Origin of the sequence: Metapseudomonas cellulosilytica (assembly GCF_049334135.1) — a bacterium.
In the GTDB taxonomy this organism is placed as follows: Bacteria; Pseudomonadota; Gammaproteobacteria; order Pseudomonadales; family Pseudomonadaceae; genus Metapseudomonas.
Window position 1 is genome coordinate 189,051 of sequence record NZ_JBHZGN010000006.1, and the last position, 12,576, is coordinate 201,626.

Annotated in this window: 11 protein-coding genes; 6 read left to right on the forward strand and 5 right to left on the reverse strand. The window is 66.0% G+C overall.

Features of this window, described 5'->3' with window-relative positions; translation table 11 throughout:
* Positions 1-49 precede the first annotated feature (49 nt).
* Positions 50-1,045, forward strand: coding sequence for a RhuM family protein (gene rhuM, locus ACFW0H_RS10060; RefSeq protein ID WP_422913757.1), 996 nt, complete (start codon positions 50-52; stop codon positions 1,043-1,045).
* A gap of 173 nt (positions 1,046-1,218) precedes the next feature.
* On the opposite strand, the gene ACFW0H_RS10065 is transcribed toward rhuM, so the two are convergent.
* Together ACFW0H_RS10065 and acnA are read right to left on the reverse strand one after the other, a co-directional pair.
* Positions 1,219-2,784 (reverse strand): methyl-accepting chemotaxis protein, encoded by a 1,566-nt coding sequence (locus tag ACFW0H_RS10065; RefSeq protein WP_422913758.1) that lies wholly within the window; start codon positions 2,782-2,784, stop codon positions 1,219-1,221.
* Positions 2,785-2,985: 201 nt separating this feature from the next.
* Positions 2,986-5,676 carry an aconitate hydratase AcnA gene (acnA, locus tag ACFW0H_RS10070; RefSeq protein WP_422913759.1) on the reverse strand — a complete coding sequence of 897 codons (2,691 nt, stop codon included), beginning with the start codon at positions 5,674-5,676 and terminating at the stop codon, positions 2,986-2,988.
* A 216-nt stretch (positions 5,677-5,892) separates the two neighbouring features.
* Between acnA and rlmM the strand changes: the two genes are divergently transcribed.
* A complete protein-coding gene (rlmM, locus tag ACFW0H_RS10075) occupies positions 5,893-6,942 on the forward strand; it encodes a 23S rRNA (cytidine(2498)-2'-O)-methyltransferase RlmM (RefSeq protein WP_422913760.1) in 1,050 nt (349 codons plus the stop codon).
* Between the two features lie 118 nt (positions 6,943-7,060).
* On the opposite strand, the gene ACFW0H_RS10080 is transcribed toward rlmM, so the two are convergent.
* Positions 7,061-7,231: a hypothetical protein gene (locus tag ACFW0H_RS10080; RefSeq protein WP_422913761.1), complete on the reverse strand. Its 171-nt coding sequence runs from the start codon at positions 7,229-7,231 to the stop codon at positions 7,061-7,063.
* A 209-nt stretch (positions 7,232-7,440) separates the two neighbouring features.
* On the opposite strand from ACFW0H_RS10080, the gene tusA reads away from it, so the two are divergent.
* Complete coding sequence (gene tusA / locus ACFW0H_RS10085) at positions 7,441-7,680, forward strand: sulfurtransferase TusA (protein WP_422913762.1); 240 nt, start codon at positions 7,441-7,443, stop codon at positions 7,678-7,680.
* Entirely contained in the window at positions 7,680-8,135 is a 456-nt protein-coding gene (locus tag ACFW0H_RS10090) for a gamma-glutamylcyclotransferase family protein (protein ID WP_422913763.1), read from the forward strand. The genes tusA and ACFW0H_RS10090 overlap by 1 nt, the downstream gene beginning before the upstream one ends.
* 57 nt (positions 8,136-8,192) lie before the next feature.
* On the opposite strand, the gene ACFW0H_RS10095 is transcribed toward ACFW0H_RS10090, so the two are convergent.
* Positions 8,193-9,575 carry an MATE family efflux transporter gene (locus ACFW0H_RS10095; protein WP_422913764.1) on the reverse strand — a complete coding sequence of 461 codons (1,383 nt, stop codon included), beginning with the start codon at positions 9,573-9,575 and terminating at the stop codon, positions 8,193-8,195.
* A gap of 268 nt (positions 9,576-9,843) precedes the next feature.
* On the opposite strand from ACFW0H_RS10095, the gene pdxB reads away from it, so the two are divergent.
* Positions 9,844-10,986: a 4-phosphoerythronate dehydrogenase PdxB gene (gene pdxB / locus ACFW0H_RS10100; protein WP_422913765.1), complete on the forward strand. Its 1,143-nt coding sequence runs from the start codon at positions 9,844-9,846 to the stop codon at positions 10,984-10,986.
* Between the two features lie 33 nt (positions 10,987-11,019).
* Here pdxB and ACFW0H_RS10105 read toward each other — a convergent pair whose 3' ends face one another.
* Complete coding sequence (locus ACFW0H_RS10105) at positions 11,020-11,196, reverse strand: PA1571 family protein (protein ID WP_422913766.1); 177 nt, start codon at positions 11,194-11,196, stop codon at positions 11,020-11,022.
* Between the two features lie 194 nt (positions 11,197-11,390).
* On the opposite strand from ACFW0H_RS10105, the gene ACFW0H_RS10110 reads away from it, so the two are divergent.
* Positions 11,391-12,518: an ATP-NAD kinase family protein gene (locus tag ACFW0H_RS10110; RefSeq protein WP_422913767.1), complete on the forward strand. Its 1,128-nt coding sequence runs from the start codon at positions 11,391-11,393 to the stop codon at positions 12,516-12,518.
* The last annotated feature ends 58 nt before the right edge of the window (positions 12,519-12,576 follow it).

Consider the following 12,576-nt stretch of genomic DNA (forward strand, 5'->3'; position numbering starts at 1 on the left):
GAGGCAAGCAGACTGCGGAGTCCGATCACCGCCAGGGAAGGACGACACCATGGACAGGTTGCAGGAGCAACTGCCGGTACTGATCTACCAAAGCGAAGGAGAAAACATCACCGAGGTGCGCCTCGAAGGGGAGACCGTCTGGTTGACCCAGAGGCAGATGGCGGAGTTGTTCGATAAGAACATCCGCACCATCAGCGAACACATCCGCAACATCTTCCATGAAGGGGAGTTGGATGAACCGGCAGCTATCCGGAATTTCCGGATAGCTGCCGCGGATGGCAAATCCTACGAAACCCTCCACTACTGCCTCGACGTCATTATTTCGGTCGGCTATCGCGTCAAGTCGGTGCAAGGCACCCGCTTCCGCATCTGGGCCAACCGTATCCTCAAGGAACACCTGATCCAGGGTTACACCCTGAACCAGCGGCGGCTGACGGCGCAGCAGGAGCGAATCGGCCAGCTGAAGAGGACGTTGACGCTGTTCCGCGACAGACTGATCGAGCAGACCAGCCTGCCAGAAGCGCGCGGGTTGGTAAGCGTCATCACCGGCTACGCCCGCACCTTCGTCCTCCTCAACCAATTCGACAATGAGCGCCTGGCGCAGTACGGCTTTGCCGAGGACATCCGCTACGTCATCGAGCCGCAGGAGGCCAGGTCGGGAATTGCCGCACTCAAGGCAGACCTGATGATCAGGGGCGAGGCCAGCGAACTGTTTGGCAGGCCCAAGGACGACAGTTTCGAAGGGCTGCTGGGCAATATTGTGCAGTCCTTCGGTGGCCAGTTTCTCTACCCGAGCATCGAGGAGCAGGCGGCGAATCTGCTGTACCTGGTGATCAAGAACCACCCCTTCACCGACGGCAACAAGCGGATTGGCGCCTTTCTTTTCATCTGGTTCCTGCAGCGCAACCGGCATCATCTGAAGCAGGATGGGGAGCTGAAGATCAACGACAACGCCCTGGCCGCCATCGCCCTACTGGTGGCGCAGAGCGATCCGCTGCACAAGGAGCTGATGGTGCACCTGATCATGAACCTGATCATGGGTTAGCCCTGGCTGAAAGAAAGATCGGCCAGGGGCAAACGCCAAGGCCGGATTTCAGCGCAGGAAGATCGCGCCGTGCGCACCGGCGAAGCTGGTGGTGGGCTGAAGCCCACCCTACGGCCTGGCGGGCGAGGTATGCAACGTAAAAAGGGCGCCATCCGGCGCCCTTTTTCTTTGGCTCAACGATTGAACCTGTCCACCAGCGAGTACTGCCCCTGGGCGGTATGGGTCAGCTCTTCGCTGAGCAGGGCGGTACGCTGGGCTTCGCCCGAGGTCTGCTCGGCGAGGTGGGCGATGCTGCTGATGCTCTGGTTGATCTGCTCGGCCACCGCGCTTTGCTCCTCGGTGGCGGCGGCGATCTGGTCTGCCATGTCGGCGATGTTGGCCACCGACTCGCTGATCCCCACCAGTGCCTGGTCGGCCTGGAGCACGCGCTCGACGCCTTCGTCAGCCTGGCGGCGGCCGTGCTCCATGGTGTGCACGGCTTCCTCGGCAGTCTTCTGCAACTGGGCGATCAGTTGGTGGATCTGTCCGGTGGATTCGGCGGTGCGTTGCGCCAGCTGGCGCACTTCGTCGGCGACCACGGCGAAACCACGGCCCATCTCGCCGGCGCGGGCAGCCTCGATGGCGGCGTTGAGCGCGAGCAGGTTGGTCTGGTCGGCGATGCCCTTGATCACGTCCACTACGCCGCCGATCTGGTTGCTGTCCTGGGCCAGGCGGGTCACGGTCTCGCCGGTTTCGCCCACCGACCGCGACAGGCGCTGGATGGCCTCGCGGGTTTCGGCAGCGACGGTCCGGCCCTGGCTGGTCAGGCGGTTGGCTTGCTGGGTGGCATCGGCGGTGCGCTGCACGTTGTTGGCGACTTCCTGGGTGGTGGCGGCCATCTGGTTGACCGCGGCGGCCACCTGTTCGGTCTCCACCCGCTGGCGTTCCAGCCCTTCTGAGCTGTTGTGGGCCAGGGCATCGGCCTCTCGGGCCTGCTGGGCGAGGTGCTCGGCGGTGTCCTGCAGTCGGGTCAGGCAGGTCTTGAGGCGGGCTTCCTGGCTGAGCATGGCCATTTCCAGCCGCGCCTGGACACCGCGGCTGTCGGTGTACATCTGCGCGATCAGCGGGTCCGAGGTGGTCTGATCGGCCAGGTGCAGCAGGCGCTTGATGCCACGGTTCTGCCAGGCCAGGCCGATGAGGCCCAGGGGTACCGAGAGCAGGGCCGCGAGGAGGAAGCCCCAGTGGGAGTCCAGCCAGATGCCGATGAGGAAGCCGATCTGGCTGATCAGGATGAAGGGCAGCCAGTCCTGCAGCACCGGCAGCCAGCGGTCGCGCCGGGGAATGGCCGGCTTGCCGGTATTCAGGCGCTGGTAGAGGGCCTCGGCCCGGCGCACCTGTTCGGCGGTCGGCTTGATCCTCACGGATTCGTAGCCGGTGACCTGGCTGCCTTCGAAGATCGGCGTGACGTAGGCGTTGACCCAGTAGTGGTCGCCGTTCTTGCAGCGGTTCTTGACCACACCCATCCAGGGGCGTCCCTTCTTCAGGGTGGCCCACATATGGGCGAACACTGCCGACGGCACGTCCGGGTGGCGCACCAGGTTGTGCGGCGAACGGATCAGTTCTTCGCGGCTGAAGCCGCTGATGTCGATGAACGCCTCATTGCAATAGGTAATGATGCCCTTGCTGTCCGTGGTGGAGATCAGGCGTTGTTCGGCGGGAAAGCTACGCTCCCGCTGGGTGATGGGTTGGTTGTTTCTCATGGGTGTCCTTCCGCAAGGCCTACAGCATCTATCGGCATCCAGGCCCTAAGGTTGAGCCTTTTCTTTTGCGCGGTAGTCTACCCGGATTGCACTCAGGCCCGCCCGGTACGTTGGTGGGGTGGATTCCGTAGCCTGGATGCAATCCGGGGAGGAGGCCGATGCCTCGCCCCGGATTTCATCCAGGCTACACAGATGCGGCCGTCAACCCGCCAGCAATTGCCGCAGCACGTAGTGCAGGATGCCGCCAGCCTTGAAGTACTCCACCTCGTTCAGGGTGTCGATGCGGCAGAGCAATTGCGCGTGGTGCTTGCTGCCATCCTCGCGGGTGATCTCCAGGCGCAGGTTCATGTGCGGGCGCAGGCTGGCGCCGTCCAGGCCGCTGATGCCGAGGGTCTCCTTGCCCGTCAGGCCCAGGCTCTTGCGGTCTTCGCCGTCCTTGAACTGTAGCGGCAGCACGCCCATGCCCACCAGGTTGGAGCGGTGGATGCGCTCGAAGCTCTCGGCGATCACGGCCTTGACCCCCAGCAGGTTGGTGCCCTTGGCCGCCCAGTCACGGGAAGAACCGGTGCCATATTCCTTGCCGGCCACTATCACCAGCGGCGTGCCTTCCTGCTGATAGCGCATGGCGGCGTCGTAGATCGCCAGCTTCTCGCCGCTAGGCGCGTGCAGGGTGTTGCCGCCTTCCTCACCGCCGAGCATTTCGTTGCGGATACGGATGTTGGCGAAGGTGCCGCGCATCATCACTTCGTGGTTGCCGCGCCGCGAGCCGTAGGAGTTGAAGTCGGAAGGCTGGACTCCGTGCTCGCGTAGGTAGCGTCCGGCCGGGCTGTCGGCCTTGATGTTGCCGGCGGGGGATATGTGGTCGGTGGTCACCGAATCGCCCAGCAGCGCGAGGATCCGCGCCTGGTGGATGTCTTCCACCTTCGGCGGGGCGCCGGTGATGTCGGCGAAGAAGGGCGGGTGCTGGATATAGGTGGAGTCCGCCTGCCAGGCATAGGTATCGGACTCGGGCACCTTTATGGCCCGCCATTTGTCATCGCCGGCGAAGACTTCGGCGTATTCCTTGCGGAACATGGCGGTGTCCACCTTGGCGATCGCTTCGGCGATTTCCCGCTGGCTCGGCCAGACGTCCTTGAGGTAGACCGGCTTGCCGTCCTTGCCTTGGCCCAGGGGCTGGCTGCCGAGGTCGATGCGCACGCTGCCGGCCAGGGCGTAGGCCACCACCAAGGGGGGCGAGGCCAGCCAGTTGGCCTTCACCAGCGGGTGCACCCGGCCTTCGAAGTTGCGGTTGCCGGAAAGCACCGAGGCCACGGTCAGGTCGGCCTGTTGTACCGCCTTCTCGATGGGGTCGAGCAGGGGGCCGGAGTTGCCGATGCAGGTGGTGCAGCCGTAACCCACCAGGTTGAAGCCGAGCTGGTCGAGATACGGGGTCAGGCCAGCGGCGCGGAAGTACTCGGTCACCACCTTGGAACCTGGGGCCAGCGACGACTTGACCCAGGGTTTGCGGACCAGGCCTCTCTCCACGGCCTTCTTGGCCAGCAGCCCGGCAGCCATCATCACGCTGGGGTTGGACGTGTTGGTACAGGAGGTGATGGCGGCGATGACCACCGAGCCGTCTTCCAGGTCGAAACTCGCGCCATCGTCCAGCGTCACCCGGGGGCTGCCGGCAGCGGCCGCGCCGGTGGGCTTGAGTTGCAGGTTCAGCAGGTCGTCGAAGGCCTTGGGCACCTGGGGTAGCGGCACGCGGTCCTGTGGGCGGCGCGGCCCGGCCAGGCTGGCTTCGACGCTGGACAGGTCCAGGGCCAGGGTGTCGGTGAACAGCGGCTCAAGACCGGGCTCGCGCCACAGCCCCTGCGCCTTGCTGTAGGCCTCCACCAGTTGCACGGTCTCTTCCGGGCGGCCGGACAGCCGCAGGTAGCCCAGGGTGATCTCGTCCACCGGGAAGAACCCGCAGGTGGCGCCATACTCCGGGGCCATGTTGGCGATGGTGGCGCGGTCGGCCAGGGGCAGGTCGGCCAGGCCGTCGCCATAGAACTCGACGAATTTCCCTACTACGCCCTTCTTGCGCAGCATCTGAGTGACGGTGAGCACCAGGTCGGTGGCGGTGATGCCTTCGCGCAGCTTGCCGGTGAGCTTGAAGCCGATCACTTCGGGGATCAGCATCGACACCGGTTGGCCGAGCATCGCAGCCTCGGCCTCGATGCCGCCGACACCCCAGCCGAGCACGCCGAGGCCGTTGATCATGGTGGTGTGGGAGTCGGTGCCCACCAGGGTGTCGGGAAAGGCCCAGGTGACGTCGTCTTCCTCACGGGTCCAGACGGTACGGGCGAGGTATTCCAGGTTGACCTGATGACAGATACCGGTGCCCGGCGGCACCACGCTGAAGTTGTCGAAGGCGCGCTGGCCCCAGCGCAGGAAGGCGTAGCGCTCGCCGTTGCGCTGCATCTCGATCTCGACGTTCTGTTCGAAGGCGGCCTGGGAGGCGAAGCGGTCCACCATCACCGAGTGGTCGATCACCAGGTCCACCGGCGACAAGGGGTTGATCCGCTGCGGGTCACCACCGGCCGCCGCCACGGCGGCGCGCATGGCGGCCAGGTCGACCACGGCCGGGACGCCGGTGAAGTCCTGCATCAGTACCCGTGCCGGACGGTACTGGATCTCGCGCTCCGAGCTGCGCGGGCCTAGCCACGCGGCCAGCGCCTTCAAGTCGGCGGCGCTGACGGTCTCGTCGTCCTCCCAGCGCAGCAGGTTCTCCAGCAGCACCTTCATCGACATGGGCAGTTTGTCGATCGGCCCAAGCCGCTTGGCGGCTTCGGGCAGGCTGAAGTAGTGGTAGGTCTTGCCGGCGACTTCGAGGCTGCGGCGGCAGTTCAGGCTATCCAGGGAAGGCATCGCACTCTCTCCTTGTGGCCCACACGGCATGGGCCGGCTGCACGTACAGAATCTAAGAAACTAGCTCTGCTTGGCGGGGCTCGCCATATCAGCCGACCGGCTGAAGGCGCGCGGAGTTCCCCAGGGATGGCGGCATGGCATGTAAGGAAATTACTCGAGGGGCTGTGTGAAAACGGCTGTCGCGCAACTATAGTGCGCGCCCAGGAGGAGCCCCCGATGAACACCCTGCTGTTGCACTGCCGCCCCGGTTTCGAGGCTGAAGTCTGTGCCGAGATCGCCGAGCACGCCGCCCACCTCGATGTGGCCGGCTACCCCAAGGCCAAGCCCCAGAGCGCCTACGCCGAATTCGTCTGCAGCGAGACGGGCGGTGCCGAGCGGCTGATGCGCAAGCTGCGTTTCAGCCAGCTGGTCTTCCCCCGTCAGTGGGCCCGGGGCGAATACGTCCAGCTGCCGGAAACCGACCGTATCGGCGTATTGCTGGAGGCGTTGGCGGGCTATCCGCTCTGCGGCAGCCTCTGGTTGGAGGTGCTGGACACCAATGAAGGCAAGGAGTTGTCCACCTTCTGTCGCAAGTTCGAGAAACCCCTGCGCGCCGCCCTGGCCAAGGCCGGGCGCCTCAAGGACGATCCGCAGCTGCCGCGCCTGCTGCTGACCTTCCGCAGTGGCCGCGAGGCCTTCGTCGGCCTGGCCGAGTCAAACAATTCCGCGCTCTGGCCCATGGGCATTCCACGACTGAAATTCCCCCGTGAGGCGCCGAGCCGTTCCACGCTCAAGCTGGAAGAAGCCTGGCACCAGTTCATTCCGCGCAACCAGTGGGATGCGCGGCTGGCTCCGGGCATGACCGCCGTGGACCTGGGCGCCGCCCCCGGCGGTTGGACCTGGCAGCTGGTGCAGCGGGAGATCAAGGTGACCGCCGTGGACAACGGCCCCATGGCCGAGAGCCTGATGTATTCGGGCTTCGTCGAACACCAGCGCGCCGACGGCTTCACCTTCAAGCCGCGCCGGCCGGTGAACTGGATGGTCTGCGACATCGTCGAGAAGCCCGCGCGCACTGCCGCGCTGATCGAGACCTGGCTGGGCGAGGGCTGGTGCCAGGAGGCGGTGGTCAATCTCAAGCTGCCGATGAAACAGCGCTATGCCGAGGTACGGAAGTTGCTGGCGCGCATCGACGACGGGCTGAAGGGGCGGGGGCTGAAAGTATCCATCGCCTGCAAGCAGCTCTACCACGACCGCGAGGAAGTGACCTGCCATCTGCGCAGGTTGTAGGGAGCGGCTGCTGGCGCTGATCTATTGTGGGGGCGAATTCATTCGCCAAGGGCAGCTCCGCTGCCCCCTCGGAACCTGCAGGGCAGACCTGCGGCCTGCTTGGCGAATGAATTCGCCCCTACAAGGGCCTCATCCGGCTCGCCCAGTAACTCTGCTTGTGCCCGCGGGCCTGGTACTCCGCCGCCAGGCGCTCGGCCTCCTCGCGGGTCAGTTCGCTGCGCAGGACGAACTCGTTGCCGTTGTCGTCCAGTCGCTTGACGCACCAATTGCGCTCGGGGGATTCGGGCATGGCGTGCCCTCCGGCGAAAGCTCCATGCTGCGCCGCAACCCATTGGCTGGCCAGTGGGGGGATGACCCGTGCAGATTGCCCGAGTCGCCGGGCTCGCGATGCCCATCCAAGGTCGTGCGCCGTTGTGCCCGGACGTCGCAGCCAGGCCGGCAAGGCTGGGCGGATAGGCAGCTTTGCGCCACAATAGCCGCCAGTTTTCGGAGTTTCCCATGTCCCAACAGCCTGATGCCATCCTCGACGCCACCGGCCTGAATTGCCCAGAGCCGGTGATGATGCTGCACAACAAGGTGCGCGACCTGCCGGCCGGCGGCCTGCTCAAGGTGATCGCCACCGATCCCTCGACGCGGCGCGATATTCCCAAGTTCTGCGTCTTCCTTGGCCATGAACTGCTGGACCAATCGGAAGAGCAGGGCACCTACTACTACTGGATCCGCAAGAAGGTCGATTGATGTCCTTCTACTTCGCCTATGGTTCCAACATGAACCCGGCGCGCATGCGCAGCCGGGGCCTGGCGTTCAGTGAAGCCCTGGCAGGACGCCTGGAGGGCTATGCGCTGTGCTTCGACAAGCGTGCCCACGACCGTCCCGGTCGCTCCTACGCCAACATCCGCCACCAGCAGGGCGGCGTGGTGGAAGGCGTGCTCTACCGGCTGACCCATGAGGACGAGATCTGGAAAATGGACCCCTTCGAGGGGACCCCCATTTTCTACAGCCGCGAGCGCATGCCGATCATTACCGCCCATGGTGTGCAGCCGGCCTGGGTCTATGTCGCCAACCCGGCGATGCGCGAGGACGGCCTGTGGCCAACCCGCAGCTACCTGGAACATCTGCTGGCCGGTCGGGATTACCTGACCCCTGCCTACTGGGAAGCCCTGGCGGCCGTCCCGGCCCATCCCGACGATTGAACCCCGTGGGAATTCATTCGCGAAAAGAAAAAGGGCCGCTCGATGCGGCTCTTTTTTTCACCTGCGAATCCTCGCCCTTGAACTGCGCGCCAGCCGCAGGCTGAGCAGCACGGCCGCACAGGTCAGACCCACCACCAGCCCCTGCCAGAGGCCCTTGGGCCCGCTCGGCTCACCCAGCCAGTCGGTCAGGCCAAGGGTGTAACCCACCGGCAGGCCGATGCCCCAGTAGGCGAAGAGCGTGATGATCATGGTCGCGCGGGTGTCCTGGTAACCGCGCAAGGCACCGGCTGCGGCGACCTGGATGGCGTCGGAGAACTGGAACAGCGCGGAATAGACGATCAGCATGCCCGCCACTGCGATAACCGCCGGGTCGGGCGAATACATCTTCGCGATCAGTTCACGGCACAGCAGCATGAGGCTGGCGGACAGGCAGGCGTAGGCCAGCGCGGCGCCGATGCCGATACCGGCGGAGAAGCGCGCCGCCCGTGCTTCGCCACGACCCAGGGCCTGGCCGACGCGCACGGTGACGGCCATCGCCAGGGCGTAGGGGATCATGAAGATCAGCGCGCTGAAGTTCAGGGCGATCTGGTGGCCGGCGACCACGGTAGCGCCCAGGCCGCCGATCAACAGCGCGATCACCGCGAAAATGCTCGATTCGGCGAACACGGCGATACCGATGGGGCCGCCAATGGACAGCAGGCGTTTGATCACCGGCAGTTGCGGCTTATCGAAGCGTTCGAACAGGCGGCTCGGCTTGTACGCCGGGGCGCGGCTCACCCAGCTCAGCATGCCCAGCAGCATGAACCACATCACCGTGCCGCTGGCCCAGCCGCAGCCCACGCCGCCCAGGGCGGGCATGCCGAGGTGGCCGTAGATCAGGATGTAGTTCAACGGGATGTTCAGCAGCAGACCGCCGATACCCAGCACCATGCTCGGACGGGTCCGGCCCAGGCCGTCGCTGAAGCAGCGCAGCACGTAGTAGAGGGCCACGGCAGGGAACCCGAAGGCGATTCCGTGCAGGTAACCCATGGCGGGTTCGATCAGGTCCGGGTCCACGCCCATCAGTTGCAGCACCGGGCGGGCGTTGAGTAGCAGCAATGCGCCGCACAGGCCCACGGCCAACGCCAGCCAGAGGGCCTGGCGCACCAGCGGGCCGGTCTCTTCCTGCTTGCCGGCGCCGAAGCGCTCGGCGACTTTGGCAGTGGTGGCCAGCAGGATGCCGGTCATCAGCAGGAACACCGGAATCCAGATGGAGTTGCCCAGGGCCACGGCGGCCAGGTCGCGAGGGCTGACGCGGCCGGCCATCACCGCATCGACGAAGCCCATGGCGGAGTTGGACAGCTGGGCGACCATGATCGGCGCCGCCAGTTTGAGCAGGGCGCGCAGTTCAGTGCTGGCGCGGCTGAATCGGGTTTGACTCTGAGTCTCTGATAGTTCCATATCGATAAGGCATCCTCCGGGCGTACCGGTGGTGTCCATGCAAAAGGTGGCTGGCTGGGATCTGGACGCTGCCTGGTCGCGACGGGCTCGCGACCTTTCACGGTCCCAGCCTTTGCAGAAGAGGCTGCCGGCGGAACGGGACGTGGAGGCTGAGGGACGCGTAGTCTACGCCCTGACGCATTGGTCAGAAAAGAGGGGCGGCAGGTTGCCGTGCGGGCGCGGGGCGGGGTGATTGCGTAGAATGTCGGTCTCTCTGCTGGAGCCTGCCATGCGAATAGTTGCCGACGAAAATATCCCCCTGGTCGACGCCTTCTTCGGCGGCCTGGGCGAAATCCGCCGCTTGCCCGGCCGCGCCATCGATGCCGCCGCCCTTGCCGACGCGGATCTGCTCCTGGTGCGCTCGGTGACCCAGGTCGACCGCTCCTCGCTGGCCGGGAGCCCGGTGCGTTTCGTCGGTACCTGCACCATCGGCACTGACCACCTGGACCTCGACTACTTCCACGAGGCCGGCATCGCCTGGTCCAGCGCCCCCGGCTGCAACGCCCGCGGTGTGGTGGACTATGTGCTGGGCAGCCTGCTGGTGCTGGCCGAGGACCAGGGCGTGGACCTTGCCTCGCGCACCTTCGGCGTGGTGGGCGCCGGCCAGGTCGGCGGGCGCCTGGTGGAGGTGCTGCGCGGCCTCGGCTGGCGGGTGCTGGTCTGCGATCCGCCGCGACAGGCTGCCGAAGGCGGCGATTACGTTGATCTCGAGCACATCCTCCGCGAGTGCGATGCGATCAGCCTGCATACGCCCCTGAACGCTGGCGGCGACCATCCGACCCATCACCTGCTCGATAGCGCTCGACTGGAGCGCCTGCGCCCCGGCGCCTGGCTGATCAATGCAAGCCGTGGGGCGGTGGTGGACAACCGTGCCCTGCGCGAACTGCTTGAGCGTCGCACCGACCTGCGCGTGGTGCTGGATGTCTGGGAAGGCGAGCCCCAGGCGGACGTGGGGCTGGCGCGCCTGTGCCGTATCGCCACGCCGCACATCGCGGGCTACAGCCTGGAGGGCAAGTTGCGCGGCACGGCGCAGGTGTACCAGGCCTGGTGCCGGTTCAGCGGGCAGGTAGAAAGCGTGCGGCTGGATGAACTGCTGCCGGCACCCTGGCTGGACGAGCTGACCCTGAATGCGGGTTGCGCGCCGGACTGGGCCTTGGCGACCCTGTGTCGCGCGGTGTATGACCCGCGCCGCGACGATGCGGATTTTCGCCGCAGCCTGGTGGGTGACGATGCCCAGCGCCGGGTGGCCTTCGATGCCCTGCGCAAGCACTATCCTGTGCGCCGGGAAATCGACGGATTGCGTGTGCGGCTGAAGGGAGATGCCCCCGTGCTGGCCGGCATTGTCCGCGCCTTGGGGGCAGAGTTGGTGTAGCAAGGAGCCCGGGATTGCCCCGGGCCTCGAAGCTCAAGCCTGTTTCAGTTCGGTGGACAACTGTTTGTGCAGTTCCTGGCAGGCACGCTGGATCATGGTCTCGGTGATCGGAATCTCGCGGCCCTGGGCGTCGATGATGGCACCGCCCACCGGGCGACCCTGCCGAAGCGGAATCACCCGGCGATCGGAAGTGCTGTCGTGCAAACTCATGACCTGTCTCCTCTTCAGGTGGTGCGTGCAGTCTAGAAAGGGTAGATGAACACGCAGTGACAGTCGGCGCCAGCGATGCGCCGGAAAAACGAAAGACCAGGAAACACTAGAGCAGCGAATGTGCCAGCTGCGAGCGTCCTGGTCCTGATGGATGGACCCCCCGAGTGGGGCACGAGTTCAGTACGAGGTTTAGCATGTCCACGTTCCATATGGGGCTGATCATCAATCCGCTGGCCGGATTGGGTGGCCCGGCGGCGCTCAAGGGCAGCGACGGGGTTGCCGAAGATGCCCTTGCCAGAGGTGCCGAGCCCCGTGCGGCGGCACGCACCCGCCTGGCGCTGGAGTGCCTGCTGCCGCTCGTCGGGCGAATCCAGTTCCTTACCTTCCCCGGCCCCATGGGCGCGGACTTGCTGGTGGAGATGGGCTTCGCCCACCGGGTGCTGGGTCATCTCGACGGCCCGGCGACCAGCGCCGACGATACCCGCCATGCGGTCGAAGCCCTGCAGGACGCCGGCGTTGCCCTGATCCTCTTTGCCGGAGGCGACGGTACGGCGCGGGATGTCAGCAGCGTGGTGAGCGAGGGGCAGCCGGTGCTGGGAATCCCGGCCGGGGTGAAGATCCATTCCGGGGTCTACGCCATCAGCCCGCGTGCCGCCGGGGAGCTGGCGCGGCGCCTGGTGGAGGGCGGCCTGGTGCGCCTGGCCAGCGGTGAGGTGCGCGACCTGGACGAGGCCGCGCTGCGCGACGGCAAGGTCGCGGCGCGCTGGTACGGCGAGCTGACGGTGCCTGTGGAGGGCCAGTTCATGCAGCAGGTCAAACAGGGTGGCATGGAGTCGGAAGAGCTGGTGCTGGTGGAACTGGCCGACTGGCTGGGCGACAGCTGGGAGGAGGGCGTGCGCTACGTCTTCGGGCCTGGCTCCACGCTGCATGGTCTGGCCGCCAACCTGGGGCTGGAAACCACCTTGCTGGGCGTCGACGTGATAGAGAACGGCGCAGTGATTGCCCGGGACGTCACCGAAGCCCAGCTGTTCGAACTGGTGAACGGCCACCCGGCGCGCCTGCTGGTGACCGCCATCGGCGGCCAGGGCCACATCATCGGCCGCGGCAATCAGCAGATCAGTCCGCGGGTGCTGCGCGCCATCGGCCTCGATCACCTGCGAGTGGTGGCCACCAAACGCAAGCTGGGCACCCTGGCAGGCCGGCCGCTGCTGGTGGACAGTGGCGACCCGGCCCTGGACGAAGCCTTCCCCGATGCGGTGCGGGTCTGGGCCGGCTACAAGGAAGAGCTGCTCTATCCCGTGGGCTGGGGCGACCCGGCCTGAGGCTTCTCACCGATATCCCCGGGAGATCGGCTACTATCGGGGGCAGTTTCCCGTGGAT

What these genes read in the sequence shown, in the direction of transcription:
- rhuM (WP_422913757.1), top strand. Translation starts at nt 50, where the DNA reads ATGGACAGGTTGCAGGAGCAACTGCCGGTACTGATCTACCAAAGCGAA.
- ACFW0H_RS10065 (WP_422913758.1), bottom strand. Translation starts at nt 2,784, where the DNA reads ATGAGAAACAACCAACCCATCACCCAGCGGGAGCGTAGCTTTCCCGCC.
- acnA (WP_422913759.1), bottom strand. Translation starts at nt 5,676, where the DNA reads ATGCCTTCCCTGGATAGCCTGAACTGCCGCCGCAGCCTCGAAGTCGCC.
- rlmM (WP_422913760.1), top strand. Translation starts at nt 5,893, where the DNA reads ATGAACACCCTGCTGTTGCACTGCCGCCCCGGTTTCGAGGCTGAAGTC.
- ACFW0H_RS10080 (WP_422913761.1), bottom strand. Translation starts at nt 7,231, where the DNA reads ATGCCCGAATCCCCCGAGCGCAATTGGTGCGTCAAGCGACTGGACGAC.
- tusA (WP_422913762.1), top strand. Translation starts at nt 7,441, where the DNA reads ATGTCCCAACAGCCTGATGCCATCCTCGACGCCACCGGCCTGAATTGC.
- ACFW0H_RS10090 (WP_422913763.1), top strand. Translation starts at nt 7,680, where the DNA reads ATGTCCTTCTACTTCGCCTATGGTTCCAACATGAACCCGGCGCGCATG.
- ACFW0H_RS10095 (WP_422913764.1), bottom strand. Translation starts at nt 9,575, where the DNA reads ATGGAACTATCAGAGACTCAGAGTCAAACCCGATTCAGCCGCGCCAGC.
- pdxB (WP_422913765.1), top strand. Translation starts at nt 9,844, where the DNA reads ATGCGAATAGTTGCCGACGAAAATATCCCCCTGGTCGACGCCTTCTTC.
- ACFW0H_RS10105 (WP_422913766.1), bottom strand. Translation starts at nt 11,196, where the DNA reads ATGAGTTTGCACGACAGCACTTCCGATCGCCGGGTGATTCCGCTTCGG.
- ACFW0H_RS10110 (WP_422913767.1), top strand. Translation starts at nt 11,391, where the DNA reads ATGTCCACGTTCCATATGGGGCTGATCATCAATCCGCTGGCCGGATTG.